Source organism: Actinoplanes sp. ATCC 53533 (genome assembly GCF_003947245.1).
Window position 1 is genome coordinate 1 of sequence record NZ_QHHV01000069.1, and the last position, 19178, is coordinate 19178.

General features: G+C 72.5%; 17 protein-coding genes and 1 pseudogene. 8 read left to right on the forward strand and 10 right to left on the reverse strand.

Features of this window, described 5'->3' with window-relative positions; genetic code table 11:
* From DMB66_RS61320 to DMB66_RS23190, 3 genes and pseudogenes are all read left to right on the forward strand, one after another.
* Positions 1-798, forward strand: a pseudogene (locus tag DMB66_RS61320) (hypothetical protein); the annotation flags it as partial.
* Between the two features lie 20 nt (positions 799-818).
* Complete coding sequence (locus DMB66_RS23185) at positions 819-1337, forward strand: flavoprotein (protein WP_158647336.1); 519 nt, start codon at positions 819-821, stop codon at positions 1335-1337.
* A gap of 241 nt (positions 1338-1578) precedes the next feature.
* Positions 1579-1800 (forward strand): hypothetical protein, encoded by a 222-nt coding sequence (locus DMB66_RS23190; protein ID WP_125806227.1) that lies wholly within the window; start codon positions 1579-1581, stop codon positions 1798-1800.
* 131 nt (positions 1801-1931) lie between these two features.
* On the opposite strand, the gene argH is transcribed toward DMB66_RS23190, so the two are convergent.
* Positions 1932-3377, reverse strand: a complete 1446-nt coding sequence (gene argH / locus DMB66_RS23195) for an argininosuccinate lyase (protein ID WP_125806228.1) — start codon at positions 3375-3377, stop codon at positions 1932-1934.
* Between the two features lie 36 nt (positions 3378-3413).
* On the opposite strand from argH, the gene dapE reads away from it, so the two are divergent.
* On the forward strand, positions 3414-4481 hold the full coding sequence (dapE, locus tag DMB66_RS23200) for a succinyl-diaminopimelate desuccinylase (RefSeq protein ID WP_125806229.1): 1068 nt from the start codon (positions 3414-3416) through the stop codon (positions 4479-4481).
* Between the two features lie 98 nt (positions 4482-4579).
* Here dapE and DMB66_RS23205 read toward each other — a convergent pair whose 3' ends face one another.
* The 9 genes from DMB66_RS23205 to DMB66_RS23245 form a co-directional block, all read right to left on the reverse strand.
* Positions 4580-5842 carry an argininosuccinate synthase gene (locus tag DMB66_RS23205; RefSeq protein WP_125806230.1) on the reverse strand — a complete coding sequence of 421 codons (1263 nt, stop codon included), beginning with the start codon at positions 5840-5842 and terminating at the stop codon, positions 4580-4582.
* Positions 5843-5855: 13 nt separating this feature from the next.
* Entirely contained in the window at positions 5856-6734 is an 879-nt protein-coding gene (locus DMB66_RS23210) for a hypothetical protein (protein WP_233624788.1), read from the reverse strand.
* Positions 6731-7228, reverse strand: a complete 498-nt coding sequence (gene argR, locus DMB66_RS23215; RefSeq protein WP_125806231.1) for an arginine repressor — start codon at positions 7226-7228, stop codon at positions 6731-6733. Before argR ends, DMB66_RS23210 begins: the two co-directional genes overlap by 4 nt.
* On the reverse strand, positions 7225-8148 hold the full coding sequence (gene argF / locus DMB66_RS23220) for an ornithine carbamoyltransferase (protein ID WP_125806232.1): 924 nt from the start codon (positions 8146-8148) through the stop codon (positions 7225-7227). Before argF ends, argR begins: the two co-directional genes overlap by 4 nt.
* Entirely contained in the window at positions 8145-9302 is a 1158-nt protein-coding gene (locus DMB66_RS23225; protein ID WP_125806233.1) for an acetylornithine transaminase, read from the reverse strand. Before DMB66_RS23225 ends, argF begins: the two co-directional genes overlap by 4 nt.
* On the reverse strand, positions 9299-10165 hold the full coding sequence (gene argB / locus DMB66_RS23230) for an acetylglutamate kinase (protein ID WP_125806234.1): 867 nt from the start codon (positions 10163-10165) through the stop codon (positions 9299-9301). The genes DMB66_RS23225 and argB overlap by 4 nt, the downstream gene beginning before the upstream one ends.
* Positions 10162-11334 (reverse strand): bifunctional glutamate N-acetyltransferase/amino-acid acetyltransferase ArgJ, encoded by a 1173-nt coding sequence (gene argJ, locus DMB66_RS23235; protein ID WP_125806235.1) that lies wholly within the window; start codon positions 11332-11334, stop codon positions 10162-10164. Before argJ ends, argB begins: the two co-directional genes overlap by 4 nt.
* Complete coding sequence (argC, locus tag DMB66_RS23240; RefSeq protein WP_125806236.1) at positions 11331-12332, reverse strand: N-acetyl-gamma-glutamyl-phosphate reductase; 1002 nt, start codon at positions 12330-12332, stop codon at positions 11331-11333. Before argC ends, argJ begins: the two co-directional genes overlap by 4 nt.
* 162 nt (positions 12333-12494) lie before the next feature.
* Positions 12495-13340 carry a helix-turn-helix transcriptional regulator gene (locus DMB66_RS23245; protein WP_125806237.1) on the reverse strand — a complete coding sequence of 282 codons (846 nt, stop codon included), beginning with the start codon at positions 13338-13340 and terminating at the stop codon, positions 12495-12497.
* 101 nt (positions 13341-13441) lie between these two features.
* On the opposite strand from DMB66_RS23245, the gene DMB66_RS23250 reads away from it, so the two are divergent.
* From DMB66_RS23250 to DMB66_RS23265, 4 genes are all read left to right on the forward strand, one after another.
* Complete coding sequence (locus DMB66_RS23250) at positions 13442-14134, forward strand: SDR family NAD(P)-dependent oxidoreductase (protein WP_125806238.1); 693 nt, start codon at positions 13442-13444, stop codon at positions 14132-14134.
* Positions 14135-14263: 129 nt separating this feature from the next.
* The gene (locus tag DMB66_RS23255) at positions 14264-16546 is read left to right on the forward strand and encodes a glycoside hydrolase family 3 N-terminal domain-containing protein (RefSeq protein ID WP_125806239.1); all 2283 of its coding nucleotides are present in this window, start codon (positions 14264-14266) and stop codon (positions 16544-16546) included.
* Between the two features lie 224 nt (positions 16547-16770).
* Complete coding sequence (locus DMB66_RS23260; protein ID WP_125806240.1) at positions 16771-18051, forward strand: reverse transcriptase family protein; 1281 nt, start codon at positions 16771-16773, stop codon at positions 18049-18051.
* Positions 18052-18142: 91 nt separating this feature from the next.
* The gene (locus DMB66_RS23265) at positions 18143-19156 is read left to right on the forward strand and encodes a LacI family DNA-binding transcriptional regulator (protein ID WP_125806241.1); all 1014 of its coding nucleotides are present in this window, start codon (positions 18143-18145) and stop codon (positions 19154-19156) included.
* Positions 19157-19178: the final 22 nt, after the last annotated feature.

Genomic DNA, 19178 nt, shown 5'->3' on the forward strand with positions numbered 1-19178 from the left:
GCCGATGTGCTGCACCGGACGGCTGTGGGTGACGAACGGCGCGATGCTCTGCTCGGCTACTCGTCGGCGTATGCCGTGGCAGCGAAGCTGTTGACGAAGGTCGGTGCTGGCGACCTGAGCCTCTTGGCAGCGGACCGGTGCGCGTCGGCCGCCGTTGAGGCCGACTCGATGACGGCGCGAGGAATGGCGGCCTACCAGGTGGTCTGCGCTCTGCTGCGCAGCGAGCGACCCGAGGACGCGGAGCCGCTAGCGGTCCGAATGGCGGAAGAGACACAGCGGCAAGCCAGACCTGACCGTCCGACCTTGGCCTCGGTGGCCGGCTCCCTCTGGTTGATCGCGGCGATCATCGCATCGCGGCAGACGGACCGCGACGAGGCCTGGCGCCGGCTGGACCAGGCGCAGGCACTCGCGGACATGATCGGCGAGGACGGCAACTTCGCGTGGACAGGATTCGGGTTTACGAACGTCGGCATCCACCGGGTGTCCGTCGCCGCTGAGCTTGGTGATCCAGCTGCGGCATTGCGGGCGGCCGAATCGGTAGACCTGAAACGTCTGCCGGCGGGCTTGACGAGCCGGCGGGCGCAGCTGCACCTGCATCTCGCCTGGGCGGAGGCGCAGCGGAGGCGGGACGCGGATGCCGTGCTCCACCTGCTGGAGGCGGAGCGGATTGCTCCGGAGACGGTGCGATACAACGTCATTGTGCGGGAGCTGGTGCGTGGGTTGCTGGCTCGGCGGAAGCGCGGCGGCCGGACGAGCGCCCTGCACAGCCTCGCTGTGCGCTCAGGGGTACTGGATTAGTCGCCATGTCGAGGAATCTCATGCTGGTCGTCGGCGGTGCACCGTTGACCGCCCGGACGCCGGACCTGCTGCGCGCGCTGATTGACGACAACTGGATGGTCTCCGTCGTCGCTACGCCGTCCGCCCGGGCGTGGCTGGACGATGACGCGGTGCGCGAGCTGACAGGTGCGCCGCCACGAGTGGAATTCCGCGATCCGGATCAGCCGAAACAGAGCGGTTCGACGCAGGCCGTAGTGGTCTGCCCGGCGACGTTCAACACGGTCAACAAGGTCGCCGCAGGGGCTGCCGACACCTACGCCCTGGCGCAATTGTGCTCGGCGCTGGGAGAAGGCTTGCCACTTCTCGTGGTGCCGATGGTGAACAACAAGCTGTGGGGGCATCCGGCCTGGTCCCGTAGCCTTGCCATCCTGGAAGGCGCCGGGGCCACGATGCTCGACATTCACACGGGCAAGGCCGGCGCGGTCGCCGTCCCATCAGGCACCAGCGCTGAGGTGGTAGCCGCGTTCGATCCGGGCTGGGTGACCAACCAGCTTCGGTAACGCGAACCCGCACTTTTCTGCGGGTAGCCGCCCGCATCTTTGTACGGCCCGCACCACGTTGTGCGATCCTGCCGACAACTTGATGCACGATCTATGCCGAACACGCCACGCATGGCAGCCGATAACCCTTCCGGGCCTTCGGCGAATGCGGGGGTTTCCGCCGATCGTGAGGAGCCGGGATTGCGCCAGGTCTACGACGCACTACGGCGTTGGGTGCCCGGAGAGCGCCGGGGACCTCGCCATGCTGCGTGACGAGCTGATGGCCGCATTGCGGGTGATGCCCGACAATGTCGATGTCGCGCTCGCGGTCGGTCACTACCGTGTCGACATTACCGGTATCAGGTATGACAAGGATCGGAAAGAGATCGTGGTCGACTTCATGGCAGAAGATTTGCAGGAAGCGCTAGTTGATGTCGGCCCGGAATTCCGAGCGCACATAAAGGACCGACAATCCATCAACTGACCAGAGGGGACACGTGCCCAACCGCCCCAGCCCGGCGGACGATCGCCGGGCTGGGGCCGGTCGGGGCTGCGCGGTGAGGGCTTGTGGGGGTGTTGCGGTTGGGCTCACCGCCGCGCGTACCGGATCGGGGTTTAGCGGGGCACCACCTTTTCGATGGACCATTCGCGCCAGCCGTCCAGCTTGTCGGAGGCTGTCTGGAGCTGGTCGGCCACCGGGCCCGGGCCGGTCGAGCCCGGCGTCGTGCGGGCCGCCAGCGCCGAGCGCACGCTCAGCACCTCGCGCACCGACGGGTCGAGGTGCTCGCTGACCGTCTTCAGGTCGTCGTCCGAGACGTCTTCCAGCTCGCACTCGCGGGCCGCGCACAGCGCCACCAGGCGGCCGGTGATCTCGTGCGCGTCGCGGAACGGGACGTGCTTGCGGACCAGCCAGTCCGCCACCTCGGTGGCCAGCGAGAAGCCTACCGGCGCGGCCGCGGCGAGGCGGTCCACCCGGACCGTCATGGTCGAGATCATCCCGGCCAGTGCGGGCAGCAGCAGTTGCAGCGTGTCGATCGCGTCGAACGCCGGCTCCTTGTCCTCCTGCATGTCCCGGTCGTAGGTCAGCGGCAGGCCCTTGAGCATGGTCAGCACCGCGACCAGGCCGCCGATCAGCCGGCCCGCCTTGCCGCGGGCCAGCTCGGCGATGTCCGCGTTCTTCTTCTGCGGCATGATCGACGAGCCGGTGGCGAACGCGTCGTCGAGGATCACCCAGCCGAACTCCTGCGAGGTCCAGAGCACGACCTCCTCGCCGAGGCGGGACAGGTGCACGCCGATCAGGCTGGTGATGAAGAGGAACTCCGCGACGAAGTCCCGGTCGGACACCGCGTCCATCGAGTTTTGCGCCGGCGCCTTGAAGCCCAGCTCCTTGGCCACCGCGGCCGGGTCCAGCGGCAGCGACGAGCCGGCCAGCGCGCCCGAGCCCAGCGGCGAGATCGCCGCGCGGGCGTCCCAGTCGCGCAGCCTGTCCAGGTCGCGCAGCAGCGGCTGGACGTGGGCGAGCAGCCAGTGCGCGAAGCTCACCGGCTGGGCGTGCTGGAGGTGGGTCATGCCCGGCGCGGGCGTGTCCAGGTGCCGGCCCGCCTGCTCCAGCAGGGCGTCCGCCAGCTCGACCACCGCGGCGGCCACCCCGCGGGCGTGGTCACGCAGATACATCCGCAGGTCGGTGGCGACCTGGTCATTGCGGGACCGGCCGGCGCGCAGCTTGCCGCCGAGCGTGCCCAGCCGCTCCAGCAGGCCGCGCTCCAGCGCGGTGTGCACGTCCTCGTCCTCGACGGTCGGGCGGAACTCCCCCGCCGCGCACGCCGATTCGAGGTCGTCGAGCGCGGCGAGCATCTGGCCGAGCTCGTCGGCGTTGAGCAACCCCGCGCCGGCCAGCACGCGGGCGTGCGCGCGGGAGGCCGCGATGTCGTACGGCGCCAGGCGCCAGTCGAAATGCACGCTCACGCTCAGGCGGGCCAGGGCGTCCGCCGGTCCGCCGGCGAAACGGCCACCCCACAGCCTGGTCGGGCCTTCGTTCTCCGGCACGCGCTCACTCCTCATTCTCGGTCGGAACTTGCTCAACGATAGGGTCACGGTATGACGCTTGACCTGCAGGACGATGTTGTCTCATTGACCCGCGCGCTCTGCGACATCCCCTCGGTCAGCGGGGACGAGGGCACGCTCGCGGATGCCGTGGAGGCCTCCCTGCGCAAGCTGGGGCACCTCGAGGTGCTGCGCGACGGCGACGCCGTGGTGGCCCGCACCAACCTGGGCCGGGCCAAGCGGATCGTGCTCGCCGGGCACCTGGACACGGTGCCGATCAAGGACAACCTGCCGACCTGGTTCACCGGCGAGGGCGACGCCCAGCTGCTGCACGGGCGCGGCACCTGCGACATGAAGGCCGGCCTCGCCACCCAGCTGCGCATCGCCGCGACGGTCACCGAGCCGCGCCACGACCTCACCTTCGTCTGCTACGACAACGAGGAGGTCGCCTCGGTCAAGAACGGGCTGGGGCGGCTCGTGCGCAACCACCCCGACTGGCTGGCCGGGGACTTCGCCATCCTGGGCGAGCCGTCGAACAGCGGCGTCGAGGGCGGCTGCCAGGGCACCATGCGGGTGCGGATCACGTTGCGCGGCAAGGCGGCGCACACCGCCCGGGCCTGGCGCGGGGTCAACGCGATCCACGTCGCCGCTCCCGTGCTGGCCATCCTCAACGCCTACGAGCCGCGGCGCCCGATGGTCGACGGCCTGCGATACCACGAGGGCCTCAACGCCGTGAACATCCAGGGCGGCATCGCCGGCAACGTGCTGCCCGACGAGTGCGTCATCGACATCAACCACCGGTTCGCGCCGGACCGCGGCATCGCCGAGGCCTACGCCTACCTCCAGGAGGTCTTCGCCGGCTACGACCTGGAGATCCGGGACCAGGCGCCGGGCGCGCGCCCCGGCCTCGACCAGCCCGCCGCCGCGGAGTTCCTGGCCGTGGTCGGCAAGGAGCCGGCGCCGAAGTTCGGCTGGACGGACGTGGCCCGCTTCGCCGAGCTCGGCATCCCGGCCGTCAACTACGCGCCGGGTGACCCGCTGCTCGCCCACACCGACGAGGAATACGTGCCGGTCGCGGAGATCCGCGAGTGCGAGCGCGTGCTGGCCGCCTGGTTGAAGTAGGCGCAACCCGAGTCGCACTCCGCCCGTCGTTGTCGAGGGCGCCGATTTCCGGACGGGCGCCCTTTCCTGTCCGGAAATCGGTGACCTCGACAACGACTTCATGGGGCGGAGTGCCCGCCGAGCGGAGCGAGGCCAGCAGACTCAGCGATGGCGCCGGGGATCGCGTACATGTGCGCGAAGGCCCGGGCCTGCTCGCCGGTCCACAGCGACGAGCCGTAGCCGTAGACGACACCCTGGCGGGTCGCGGCGTCGAGCAGGCTGTACGGGCTGCGGCTGCCGAGCGGGATCACGTTGCCCTTCTGCAGCCGCACCCGCACCTCGCCGGTGACCCGGGCCTGGCTGGAGTCGAGGAACGCGCGGAAGTCGTCGAGGATCGGGTCGTAGTAGACCGCCTCGTGCAGCAGGTCACCGTACGTCGTGCCCAAGGTGGCTTTGGTGGCCTGCTGCCGGTTGCTCAGCGTCAGGCGCTCCAGCTCGCGGTGCGCGGCGATCAGGGTCAGCATGCCGGGGGCCTCGAAGCCGACCCGGGCCAGGTTGCCGACCATGGTCGAGCCCATGTGGATGCCCCGGCCGACGCCGTGCTCGGCGGCGAGGGCGTTCAGCGAGCGCAGGATCGCGTAGTTCGGCGCGCCCGGGCCGGTGCCCTCGATCGGCGCGCCGTCGAGTGTGGTCGCGGAGGTCACCTCGCCCTTGTCGAACGCGAGGATCAGCTCGATGCCGTCCTCCGGGGCGTCCTTGATCGACTTGGTGCTCTCCCACGCCTCCTCGGGCAGGTAGTCCCAGGAGCCGTAGGTCTCCTTGCCGCCGATGGAGGTGCCGATCAGGCCCTCGTTGATCGAGTACGTGGTGACCTTGTCGCTGGTGGCGAAGCCGTGCTGGGCCAGGAAGTCCCGCTCGAACTCGCGGGTCAGCCGCTCGTCCCGGATCGGCGTGATGATCTCCAGCTGCGGGGCCAGCGCGCGGATCACCGAGTCGTACCGCACGTGGTCGGCGCCGGCGCCGGTGGAGCCGTGCGCGATCGCGTCCGCGCCGTTGTCGAGCGCGCACTGCACGACCTTCTCGGCCTGTACCAGCCGCTCCGCGCCGACGCAGGACGGGTAGCCGCCGTTGCGCAGGTAGTTCGCCTTGATCGCGTAGGTGACCACGCGCTCGTACAGCTCCTCGCGGGCGTCGATGACGAAGTGCCGCGCCGAGCCCAGCTCCTCCGCGCGGGCCCGGACCACGTCGCCCTCGCCGCTGTGCAGGCCGCCGGTGTCGATGTTGGCGGTGAGCACCTCCCAACCCTGCTCGCGCAGCGAGACCAGGGCGTACGAGGTGTCGAGACCACCGGAGAAGGCGAGGACGATCTTGCGCTTGGACATCAGGATTTCCTTATCAGGACGCGGGGATCTCGAGGATGGGCACGTACGTCGTCCCGTCCTTGACGAGGTGGCCGGGGGCGAGCACGAAGAACGTGGACTCCCGGGCCTCGATGGCCTTCTGCATGGCCCGCTGCCGCTCGTAGTCGAACGGGTCGAGCAGGAACGACGGCTCCGGCTCGGGCCCGGTGACCGGCACGGTGAAGTCGTTCTCGTAGACGAACGAGCCGGGCGAGGTGTGGAACGGCACCGTGGCGACCAGCACGCGCAGCCGGCCGAAGCGGGTGTGCACGCGCAGCGCACTGTTGTCGTACTGGGTGACGCCGTCGAGCTTCTCCGCCTGGTAGGCCGAGAGCGCCAGCGCCTTGAGCGCCTTGCCCAGCCCGACGCTCGTCCACAGCGACCACAGCGACCAGCCGACCCAGGTGCCCGGCGCCGCACTCGGCGCCGCGCAGTAGCCGGCGATCGGGATCGGCCCGTTGTAGGCGCTCTGCTTGGCCTTGTCGAAGACGGCCCGCATGTGCCGCTTGGCGTCCTCGTCGAAGGCGCTGGTCTCGAGGATCTCGGTGAACGACGACTGCGGCAGCGCGGCGATCACCGCGGCCGACGGCATCAGGATCAGGTCGACCATCACCCACTGCGGCATCGGGATGCCCCGGTCGCCGAACGCGATGCCGTTCATCACGTTGAACAGGTTGAGGAACTCGCCGGTCTCCCAGCCCTTGTCCTCGGTCGTGTCGGTGAAGTCCAGCCAGGTGAGCTTGTGGCCGTACGGGACCTCGTTGAGGAACGGGCGCAGCGTCTCGTTGGACGCCAGGTAGAACTCGAGGCCGTGGCCGAGGAGCCGCTGCATGTTGTCGGCGAAGCCGGGGAAGTGAGCCTCAACGGCGGTCACGGCTGGCCCCCTTCAGGGTCGGCACGGCTCCACGCCGTGAGCTTCTCGGCGAGCGCGGCGCCCGGCCCGTCGCCGGAGTCGCGGGCCACCACGAGGATGGTGTCGTCGCCGGCGATGGTACCGACGACGTCGGGCAGGCCCGAGCGGTCCAGCGCGCTCGCCAGGAACTGGGCGGCTCCCGGCGGCACCCGCAGCACCACCAGGTTGCCGCTGACGTCGACGGAGTTGAGCAGCTCGCGCAGCAGCCTGATCAGCCGGGCCGGCGCCTGCTCGACCGGGCGCAGGGCGGGCAGCCCGTCCTCGGGGATGACGTAGACCCCGCCGGCCTTGACGGCCCGCAGCTCCTCCAGGTCGCGCGACAGCGTCGCCTGGGTGACCTGGACGCCGTCGAGGCCGAGCAGGTCGGCGAGCTCGGTCTGCGAGCGCACGTCCTTGCCCCGGACCAGGTCGACGATGCGCGCGTGCCGCGCGGCGCGGGTGCCCGGCCCGGTCACTGGTTTTCCAGCAGCCAGGCCAGCAGCGCCTTCTGCGCGTGCAGGCGGTTCTCGGCCTGGTCGAGGACCGCGCTCTGCGCACCGTCCAGGACCTCGTCGGTGATCTCCTCGCCGCGGTGCGCCGGCAGGCAGTGCAGCACGACCGCGTCGGGCGCGGCCAATGCCAGCAGGTCCTTGTTGATCTGGTACGGCCGGAACGGCGTGTGCCGATCGATCCCGTCGCTTTCCTGGCCCATGGACGTCCACGCGTCGGTGGCCAGTACGTGCGTTCCGGTGGCCGCCTCCCGCGGGTCCCGCAGCACGGTGACCGAACCGCCGGTGCCCGCCGCGATCTCGGCCGCCCGCGCCACCACGGCCGGGTCCGGGTCGAAACCCTCCGGACCGGCCACCCGTACGTGCAGGCCCGCGGTCGCCCCGGCCAGCAGGTAGGAGTGGGCCATGTTGTTGGCGGCGTCGCCGACGTAGGTCAGCGTGCGCCCGGCCGTGCCGCCCAGCCGCTCGCGGATCGTCTGCAGGTCGGCCAGCAGCTGGCAGGGGTGGAAGCCGTCGGTCAGCGCGTTGACCACCGGCACGTGCACGTCCGAGGCCAGCTCGGCCAGCCGCTCGTCACCGGAGGTGCGGAACACGATCGCGGCCACGTACCGGGAGACGACCCGGCCCGCGTCGAGCAGCGACTCGCCGCGGCCGAAGTGGGTGGCCTGGGTGTCCACCACGATGGCGTTGCCGCCCAGCTCGGGGATGCCGGTCTCGAACGACAGCCGGGTCCGCAGGCTGACCTTGTCGAAGAAGACGGCGACCGACCTCGGGCCCGCCAGCGGCCGGTAGCCGAACCGGTCGGCCTTCATCGCCGCGGCCAGGTCCAGCACCGCGCTCTGCTCGGCCGGCGACAGGTCGTCGTCGCGCAGCAGGTGCCGGGTCACGGGAGCGCCTCGCCGAGCGCGGTCACGAACGCCTCGGCCTGCTCGGTGGTGAGGATCAGCGGCGGGGCGAGCCGGATCACGTCCGGCTGGATCGGGTTGACCAGGAAGCCCGCGTCGCGCAGCCGCGCGGCCAGGTCCGCCGAGATCGGGTCGGTCAGCACGATGCCGAGCAGCAGGCCCGCGCCGCGGACCCCGGCGATCGCCGGATGGCCGAGGCCCTCGACGCCGCGGCGGATCAGCTCGCCGACCCGCTTGACGTGGTCCAGCAGGCCCTCGCCGGCGATGGTGCGGATGACGGCCAGGCCGGCCGCGCAGCTGACCGGGTTACCGCCGAAGGTGGTGCCGTGCGAGCCGGGCTGGAACAGGTCGGCGGCCGCGCCGAAGGCCATGCACGCGCCCAGCGGCAGCCCGCCGCCGAGCCCCTTGGCCAGCGTCACCACGTCGGGCTCGACGCCCTCGCTCTGGTGGTGGAACCAGTGCCCGGTGCGCCCGATGCCGGTCTGCACCTCGTCCAGCACCAGCAGCGCGCCGGTGGCCGTGCAGATCTCCCGGGCCGCGGCCAGATAGCCGGGCGGCGGCACGACCACACCCATCTCGCCCTGGATGGGCTCGATGATGAGCATGGCGGTCTCGCTCGTGACGGCCGCCCGCAGCGCGTCGACGTCGCCGAACGGGACGTGGGTGACCTCGCCCGGCAGCGGCAGGAACGGCTCCCGCTTGCCCGGCTGGCCGGTCAGCGCGAGCGCGCCCATCGTGCGGCCGTGGAAGCCGCCCTCGGTGGCGACCACGTGCGTGCGGCCGGTGAGCCGGGACAGCTTGAACGCCGCCTCGTTGGCCTCGGCGCCGGAGTTGCTGAAGATGACCTTGCCGGGGCGGCCGGCCAGGGCGAGCAGCAGCTCGGCCAGGGCCAGCGGCGGCTCGGCGATGAACAGGTTGGAGACGTGCCCCAGCGTGGCGACCTGCTGGGAGACGGCCGCGACGATGGCCGGGTGGGCGTGGCCCAGGGCGTTGACCGCGATGCCGCCGAGCAGGTCGACGTACTCCGTGCCGTCCTCGGCGACCACGACGGCGCCGGAGCCGCTGATCAGCCCGAGCGACGGCGTGCCGTAGTTGTTCATCATGCTCTGCGACCAGCGGTCAGTGAAAGACGTCATGAGGGGACCACCATCGTGCCGAATCCTTCCGAGGTGAAAACTTCGAGCAGCGTCGAGTGCGGCACGCGGCCGTCCACCACGTGCGCGGCGGGGACGCCACCCCGCACCGCCCGCAGGCACGCCTCCATCTTCGGCGCCATGCCGGACTGGAGGCTGGGCAGCAGCTTCTCCAGGGCATCGGTGTCGATCTGGGAGGTGAGCGAGGAGGTGTCGGGCCAGTTCGTGTAGAGGCCGGGCACGTCGGTGAGCACGACCAGCTTGCGGGCGCCGAGCGCGACGGCCAGGGCGGCCGCGGCGGTGTCGGCGTTGACGTTGTGCACCACGCCGTCGGGGTCGGGCGCCACGGTGGCGACGACCGGGATGCGCCCGGCGGCGATCAGGTCGTCCACGGCCGAGGTGTCCACCTCCGCGACGTCGCCGACCTGGCCGATGTCGACCGGCTCGCCGTCGACGACGGCGTGCCGGCGCACGGCGGTGAACAGCCGGGCGTCCTCACCGGACAGTCCGACGGCGAACGGGCCGTGCTCGTTGATCAGGCCGACCAGCTCGCGGCCGACCTGGCCCACCAGCACCATCCGGACGACGTCCATCGCCTCCGGCGTGGTGACCCGCAGGCCGCCCCGGAACTCGCTGGCGATGCCCAGCCTGCCGAGCATGGACGAGATCTGCGGGCCGCCGCCGTGCACGACGACCGGCCTGATCCCGGCATACCGCAGGAAGACCATGTCGGCGGCGAAGGCCCGCTGCAGCTCCGGGTCGATCATCGCGTTGCCGCCGTACTTGATGACGACGGTGGTGCCGTGGAAGCGTTCGAGCCACGGCAGGGCCTCGATGAGGATCGCGGCCTTGTCGGCGGCGTTCACGACGAGTAGGCCGAGTTCTCGTGCACGTACGCGTGGGACAGGTCGGTGGTCCGGATCGTCGCCGACATCTCGCCCTCGTGCAGGTGCACGGTGATGGTCACGTCCCGGCCGCCGAGGTCCACCTTGGACCTGTCGTCGGCGGCGGCGCCGCCGCGGCAGACCCACACGCCGTTGACGGCGACGTCGATGCGGTCCGGCGCGAACGCGGCCGCCGTGGTGCCGACCGCGGCCAGGATCCGGCCCCAGTTCGGGTCGTTGCCGAACAGCGCGGTCTTGACCAGGTTGTTGCGGGCGACCGACCGGCCGACCTCGACCGCGTCGGCCTCGCTCGCCGCGCCGAGCACCTCGATGGCGATGTGCTTGGTGGCGCCCTCGGCGTCGCCGATGAGCTGGCGGGCCAGGTCGTCGCAGACGGCGGTGACCGCGGCGGTCAGCTCCTCCTGGGTCGGCTGGACGTCGGAGGCGCCGCTGGCCAGCAGCAGCACGGTGTCGTTGGTGGACATGCAGCCGTCGGCGTCGATGCGGTCGAACGTGAGCCGGGTGGCCTCGCGCAGCGCGATGTCCAGGGTCTCGGAGCCGGCGACGGCGTCGGTGGTGAGCACGACGAGCATGGTGGCCAGGGCGGGGGCGAGCATCCCGGCACCCTTGGCGATCCCGCCCACCGACCAGCCCTCGCCCCGCGCGACCGCGTTCTTGGCATGGGTGTCGGTGGTCATGATGGCGCTCGCCGCGTCCTCACCGCCGTCGGCCTTCAGCGCCTTCGCCGCGGCGGTCACCCCGGGCAGCAGCTTGTCCATCGGCAGCATCTCGCCGATCAGGCCGGTGGAGCAGACGGCGATGTCACCGGCGCCGACCAGCAGCGGCTTCGGCCCGCCGCGCAGCACGGCGGCGAGGTGCTCGGCGGTGGCGTGGGTGTCGCGGAAACCCTGGGTGCCGGTGCAGGCGTTGGCGCCACCCGAGTTGAGCACGACGGCCCGCACGATGCCGCCCTTGAGCACCTGCTGGCTCCACATGACGGGCGCGGCCTTCACCCGGTTGGCGGTGAAGACGCCGGCCACGGTGGCGTCGGGCCCGTCGTTGACGATGACCGCCACGTCGGGGCCGCCGCCGGTCTTGAGCCCCGCGGCGACGCCGCTGGCCCGGAAACCCTTGGGAGTGGTAACAGTCACGGTGCGACTCCGAATACCGAAAGGCCCGCGGTTTCCGGCAGGCCGAGCATGAGGTTGGCGCATTGCACGGCCTGACCCGCGGCGCCCTTACCCAGGTTGTCCAGGGCGCTGACCACGACGATCCGGCCGGAGTCGACGTCGAGGGTCGCCTGCAGGTGACACGAGTTGGAGCCGGCGGTGGCGGCGGTGTGCGGCCAGCTGCCGGCGGGCAGGACGTGCACGAAGGGCTCGTCGGCGTAGGCGGCCTGCAGCACCGCGCGCGGGTCGGCGTCGCCCAGCGGGCGGGCGGTCACCGTGGCGAGGATGCCACGCGGCATCGGCGCGAGCACCGGGGTCATCGACAGCGAGGTCGCGCCGGTCGCCTGCTTGATCTCGGGGACGTGCTGGTGCGCGCCGACCTTGTAGGGCGACAGGTCGCCCATGACCTCGCTGGCCAGCAGGTTGACCTTGGCGGACCGGCCGGCCCCCGAGGTGCCGGAGGAGGCGACCACCACGACGTCGGCGGGGTGCGCGACCCCGGCGGCGATCAGCGGGGCCAGGGCCAGGGTGACGGTGGCCGCGTAGCAGCCGGTGTTGGCCACCCGGTCGCTCGCGGCGATGGCGGCCCGCCGCCCGGGCAGCTCCGGCAGGCCGTAGGTCCAGGTGCCGGCGTGCGTGCCGCCGTAGTAACGCTCCCAGGCGTCGCCGTCGTGCAACCGGAAGTCGGCACCCAGATCGACGATCTTGACCCCGGCGGGCAGCTGGGCGGCGAGCGCCGCCGACTGCCCGTGCGGCAGGGCGAGAAAGACCAGGTCGGCGTCGGCCAGGCCGGCCGCCTCGGTCCGACCCAGGACCAGATCCAGGCCCGCGAGCTGCGGGTGTACGGCGGCCACGGGCAGACCCGCCTGGGTGTGCGCCGTGGCGGCGACGAGATCGAGCTCGGGGTGCCCGGCGATCAGGCGCAGCAACTCGCCCCCGGCGTACCCACTCGCCCCGGCGACAGCGACCCTGATTCCCATACTTACCTCCGCATGACTATGCAGAAGACCGTATCAACGCGCATAGCCATGCGGCAAGCTCATATTGTTGTTCGGTCACCCGATCAGGTGCCCAGGTGAGCAGCGCCACTCCGACCGGCGCGCCCGCCTCGGCCAGCGGGCCGACCGCACCCCAGTGCCTTCCTAGGCGTGACCCACGAAGATCTGCTGCCCCACGACCGCGAGCAGCGCCAGCCGGTCCGCCGCTTCCGTGCCCGGCTCGGCCGTGTATGCCACGATGCGCAGGTCGCTGCCCGGCACCGTCAGCACGTCGCAGTCCAGCTCCATCGTGCCGACCTGCGGGTGGTGGATCAGCTTGCGGGCCGAGGTGTGCGGGCCGATCGCCCCGGCGGCCCAGAACCCGGCGAACGCCTCACTGCCGGTCCGCAGCTCCGCGATGAGCTCGCGCAACCCCACGTCCGCCGGATATCGCGCGGCGGCCGCCCGCAGGTCCGCCACCACCGCGACCCCGAACTCGGCCCGCTGCTCCCGCGTCAGCTCGATATGGCCGGGCGGATCGAAGAAGTGCCGCCAGACCACGTTGCGCCGGAAGCCGCGCAGCCCGGTCAGATCGCCCTGCAGCGCCGCCCAGAGCGGGTTGGCGACGATCATGTTCCAGGCCGCGTCGAACACCGACACCGGCGTGCCGGCGAGCCGGTCCAGCAGGCGCTGCACCCCCGGCGTGATGTGGCCCGGCACGGTGCCCCGGCCGGGCGCTGCCAGCCCGGCGAGGGTGAACAGGTGCGCACGCTCGGCGGTGTCCAGCCGCAGCGCCCGGGCCAGTGCCTCGACCACCTGACCGGACGGGGTCGTGGCCCGGCCCTGCTCGAGCCGGGTCACGTAGTCCACCGAGATGCCGGTGAGCAGGGCCAACTCCTCGCGGCGCAGCCCGGCCGCGCGGCGGTGGCCACCCGCGGGCAGCCCGGCGGCCTCGGGCGTGGCCCGGTCCCGCCAGCGCCGCATCGCCTGCCCGAACTCCGCCGTCGTCATGACCCCAGTCTGCCGCGCCGCGGGCACGCCAGCCTGGTACCAGCAGTCCCAGGAAGATCCGGCTACTGCCTGCCGCGCCCCGGCCGGCCGAGGGTGGTGCCATGACAACGACACTGATCACCGGAGCGAACAAAGGCCTCGGCTTCGAGACCGCCCGCCGGCTCGTCGCCGCCGGGCACACCGTCTACCTCGGCAGCCGCGACGCCGAGCGCGGCCGGGTCGCCGCCCGGACGCTCGGCGCGACGCCGCTGCTCCTGGACATCACCGACGAGGCCTCCGTCGCCGCGGCCGCCGAGACCGTCGCAGCCGCCGGCGGGCTGGACGTGCTGGTCAACAACGCGGCGATCGCCGGGCCGTACACCGCCGTCGGCGAGGTCACCGCCGAGATCATGCGGCCGCTGTACGACACCAACGTCTTCGGCGTGGTCCGGATGATGCACGCCTTCCTGCCGCTGCTGGAGAAGTCACCGGCGCCGGTGGTGGTGAACGTCAGCAGCGGCCTCGGCTCGATGGTGCTGGCCACCGACCCGGACGCGATCGAGTCCTCGGTGCCGGCGCTCGCCTACGGGTCGTCGAAGTCGGCGGTCAACATGCTCACGGTCCGCTACGCGCAGGCCTACCCGGCCATGCGGATCAACTGCGTCGACCCCGGCTACACCGCGACCGACCTGAACGCCCACCAGGGCACCCAGACGGTCGAGCAGGGCGCGGAGATCATCGTCCGGATGGCGCTGCTGGATCCGGCCGGCCCCACCGGCACGTACGCGGCAGCGGCGGGCCCCCTGCCCTGGTAGGTCCGCACGGCTCCCGGTTCCGGTACCGGCTGACCGAAGATCCGATCCCCGGGGTCGCCGGTACCGGTTCCGGGCTGTGCGACACTTCCCGACGCTCACCGATGTGTTGCGTTTTCGGAGGAAGACCTCGTGGCCGCTGCGGACCCGTACCGTGATCCTTCGCTCGCCGTGGAGCAGCGCGTCTCCGACCTGCTCGGCCGGATGACCCTGGCCGAGAAGGTCGGCCAGATGCTGCAGCTCGACGCGCGCGGCGACCTCAAGGACGCGGTCGGCACCCGGCTCGCCGGCTCGATCCTGCACGCCTCCCCGCAGCGCATGCTCGAGGCCATCGACCTGGCCGCCGGCACCCGGCTGGGCATCCCGCTGCTCACCGCCGAGGACTGCATCCACGGGCACGGCTTCTGGCCCGGCGCGACGGTCTTCCCCACCCAGCTGGCGATGGCCGCGAGCTGGGACGCGGGCCTGGTCGAGCGGGTCGCCCGGGTCACCGCGATCGAGGTCTCCGCGACCGGCATCCACTGGACCTTCTCCCCCGTGCTGTGCATCGCCCGCGACCTGCGCTGGGGCCGGCTGGCCGAGACCTTCGGCGAGGACCCGTTCCTGATCGGCGAGCTGGGCGCCGCGATGGTCCGCGGCTACCAGGGTGCCGGCCTGACCGACCCGACCGCCGTGCTGGCCTCGGCGAAACACTTCGCCGGCTACTCCGAGACCCAGGGCGGCCGCGACGCCAGCGAAGCCGACCTGAGCCCGCGCAAGCTGCGCTCCTGGTTCCTGCCGCCGTTCGAGCGGGTGGCCCGCGAGGGCTGCCGCACCTTCATGCTCGGCTACCAGTCGATGGACGGCGTGCCGATCACGGGAAACCGCTGGCTGCTCAACGACGTGCTCAAGCAGGAGTGGGGCTTCACCGGCATGCTCGTGACCGACTGGGACAACGTCGGCCGGATGGTCTGGGAGCAGCGGGTCTGCGCCGACCTGACCGACGCCGCGGCGCGGGCGGTCCGGGCCGGCAACGACCTGGTCATGACCACCCCGGGCTTCTTCGAGGGCGCGCAGGCCGCGGTCGAGCAGGGCCTGATCGGCGAGGCGGAGATCGACGCCGCGGTCCGGCGGATCCTGCGGCTCAAGGTCGAGCTCGGCCTCTTCGAGAACCCGCGCGCCCCCGACGCCGAGCGGCAGGCGGCCGTGATCGGGCACCGCGACCACGCCCGGCTCAACCTGGAGATCGCCCGCCGCTCGCTGGTGCTGCTGCGCAACGACGGCACCCTGCCGCTGGCCGGCGGCCTGGTCGCGGGCCCGGACGGCCGGGCAACACCCACGGCCGCCGCGAGGACGATCGCCGTCATCGGCCCGAACGCCGACGCCCCGCAATCCCAGCTCGGCGACTGGGCCGGCGCCTCCGGCCAGGTCGACTGGATGCCCGAGGGGCAGCCCCGCGAGCTGATCGAGACCGTGCTCGACGGCTTCCGCGCGGTCGCACCCGCCGGCTGGACGATCACCACCGCGGCCGGCGCCGAGATCGAACGGCTGGTGCCGGACCCGGCGGGTCCGACGTACCCGGACGGGCAGCCGCGCCCGCCGATCTCCGAGCCGGCCACCGCCGATCCCGCGCTGATCGCCGAGGCCGTGGCCGCGGCGCGCGCCGCCGACTACGCGGTCGTCGTGGTCGGCGACACCGTCGCGCTGACCGGCGAGAGCAGGTCCACCGCGACGCTGGAGCTGCAGGGCGGCCAGATCGCCCTGCTGGACGCGCTCGCCGGGCTCGGCACCCCGGTGGTGCTGGTGCTGCTGAACTCCAAGCCGGCCGCGCTGCCGCCGTCCGCGCTGGCCTCGGCCGCGATCGTGCAGGCCTTCAACCCGGGCATGCGCGGCGGCCGGGCCCTGGCCGAGCTGCTGCTCGGGCTGGTCGAGCCGACCGGGCGGATGCCGGTCTCGGCCGCCCGGCACGTCGGCCAGCAGCCCGTCTACTACAACCAGATCCGCGGGCAGCACGGCACCCGGTACGCGGACCTGACCCAGGATCCGCTCTTCGCCTTCGGCGAGGGCCTGAGCTACACCACCATCGAGTACGCCGACCTGACCATCGCCCGGCCCGAGGTGACCGCCGACGGCACGGTCCGGGCGAGCGTACGGCTGACCAACACCGGCACCCGCCCGGCGCTGGAGACCGTCCAGGTCTACGTCAGCGACCTGGTCACCAGCGTCACCTGGGCGGCCCGCGAGCTGAAGGCGTACCGGCAAGTGACGGTGCCCGCGGGCGCGAGCGTGACGGTCGAGGTGGCGGTGGCCGCGGCCGACTGCTCGCTGGTCACCGCCGACGCCCGCCGGGTCGTCGAGCCCGGCGATTTCGACCTGCTGGTGGGCCCGGACTCGCGGCCGGGCAGCCTGCTGAGCGCGCGGTTCCGGATCGGCTGACGGCTGGCGGTGCCCCGCTAAGCTGCGATCATGGCAGCGTGTCCCGAGCTGACCGTCGCGCGCCGTCCGCGGCGCGCCGAGGGTCTCTTCGGGGTAACCCCGAGGGCGCAGGATTGATCACCGCAGCGCATCGCCGGCGCGCCCCTGCGCTCCGCGCAGGACGGCGCAGGCACGACCGGGCATCGTCGGGGCACGCTGCCGCCGCCACCGTCCAGGGCCGCTTCGTGGCCACCGCCCTCGCCGACGCCCTGCTCACCACGTCGTGGCGGCGGAAGGCGATGATCGGCGCGGGCCGGGCGCTGCTCGGCCGGCCCACCCGCTGGGTCCCGCGGGTGGTGGATGCGGTGGCCGCCGCATACCGGGATGCCCCGGCGGACCGGCCGCGGGAGCTGGCCCGGTTCGTCGCCGAGATCATCCGGACGACGCCGGGCGCGCGACGGCAGTCCCGCCGGACGGTCATCCGGCACCGCCTGGTCGCGCCGACCCGCACCGTACGGATGCGGTGGAAGACCCCGCGCATCGACGACCTGGCCGCCCTCGCCGATTTTCTGGCCGTCGACGGCGACCTGCTGGACTGGTTCGCCGACCGGCGGGAGATCAACCGGCACGCGCGCGACGAGCCGCTGCGCCACTATCGCTACCAGTGGCTGCCGCACCGGCTGATCGAGGCGCCGAAGCCACGGCTGCGCGCGATCCAGCGGCGGCTGCTCGACCACGTGCTCGCCGCGATACCGGTGCACGAGCGCGCCCACGGATTCGTGGCCGGGCGCGGGGTGCACACCTTCGCCGGCTCGCACGCCGGGCGGGCCGTGCTGGTGAGCATGGACCTGCGCGCCTTCTTCTCCAGCATCACGGCGCCGCGGGTGTACGCGATGTTCCGCCAGGCCGGCTATCCCGAGCCGGTCGCGCACGCGCTGACCGCGCTGACCACCACGCGCACGCCGGCCCGCGTCCTGCGGGGCGCGCCCGACACGACCCGGGCGGCGATGCTGCGGCAGCCGCACCTGCCGCAGGGCGCACCGACCTCTCCCGCGCTGGCGAACCTCTGCGCGTTCCGGCTGGACCGGCGGCTGACCGGCCTCGCCGACCGGTTCGGCCTGCACTACTCCCGCTACGCCGACGACCTGGCGTTCTCCGGCACCCTCGGCGAACGGCGGACCCTCGACCTGATCTCGTACGTGCGCGGCATCGCGGCCGAGGAGGGCTTCCGGGCTCACCCGGACAAGACCCGGGTCCGCCGGCGAGCCGACCGGCAGCTGCTGGCCGGGCTCGTGGTCAACAGCCGCCCGGCCGTGCCGCGCGAGGAGTACGACGGCCTGCGGGCGATCCTGCACAACGCCGGCCGGCACGGGCTGGCCGCCGCGAACCGGGACGGCCACCCGGACTTCGCGGCGCACCTGGCCGGCCGGGTCGCCTGGATGGCACACCAGCACCCCGCCCGCGCCGCGAAGCTGCACAACCTGCTCCGGGCAGCCCTCACCGCGCCGACCACGGCCGGCAGCTGACGGCGCCCGGCAGGCTGACGGCGACCGCTCCGGGCAGCCGTCGCCGTGTCGGCCGGCGCCGGTAAGCTTGCGGCGACCCGAGGAGAGTTGAGTGAAGCGGCCTACCATCGCCGATGTCGCGCGGCGTGCGGGCGTGTCGAAGGGCGCGGTCTCCTACGCGCTCAACGGCCAGCCGGGAGTCTCGGACACCACCCGGCAACGCATTCTCGACGTCGCCCGGGAGATCGGCTTCAGCCCCAGCAACGCGGCCCGGGCGCTGTCCCGGGCGAGCGCGAACGCCGTCGGCCTGGCCCCGTGCCGGCCCGCCAAGATCCTCGGCGTCGAGCCCTGGTTCATGGGCCTGATCAGCGGGTTCGAGCTGGAACTGGCCGCCCGGTCGTACGCGCTCACCCTGCAGGTCGTCGCGACGCCCGAGGAGGAGATCGAGGTCTACCGGCGCTGGTGGGGTGAGCGGCGGATCGACGGCGTGATCCTCACCGACCTGCGCGAGAACGACATCCGCATCCCGGTGCTGCAGCAGCTCGAGTTGCCGGCCGTGGTGCTCGGCGGCCCCGCCGACACCGGCACGATCCCGCAGCTCTGGTCCGACGACACCGGCTCGATGACGGAGGCGGTCCGCTACCTCGCCGCCCTGGGCCATCGCCGGATCGCCCAGGTCAGCGGGCTGACCAGCCTGCTGCACACCCAGGCGCGGACCCGCGCGTTCGCCGCCGCGAGCGCCGCGCTCGGCCTGGACGGGACGGTCACCGCGCAGGCGGACTACACCGGCGAGGAGGGCGGCCGGGCCACCCGGCGGCTGCTGAGCAGCGGCAACCGGCCCACGGCGATCATCTACGACAACGACGTGATGGCGGTCGCCGGGCTCGCCGTGGCGCAGGAGATGGGCCTTGCGGTGCCCGCCGACCTGTCCATCGTGGCGTGGGACGACTCGTTGCTGTGCAGCCTGGTCCATCCGCCGCTGACCACGCTGAGCCGGGACATCCCGGGATACGGCGCCCAGGCCGCCCGCCAGCTGCTCAAGGCGATCGACGGCGAGCGGGTCGACAACGCCGAGGGCAGCGCCGCCCACATCACCGCGCGGGGCAGCACCGCGCCGCCGCGCTGACCCCGGCCCGGCACAAGTCATC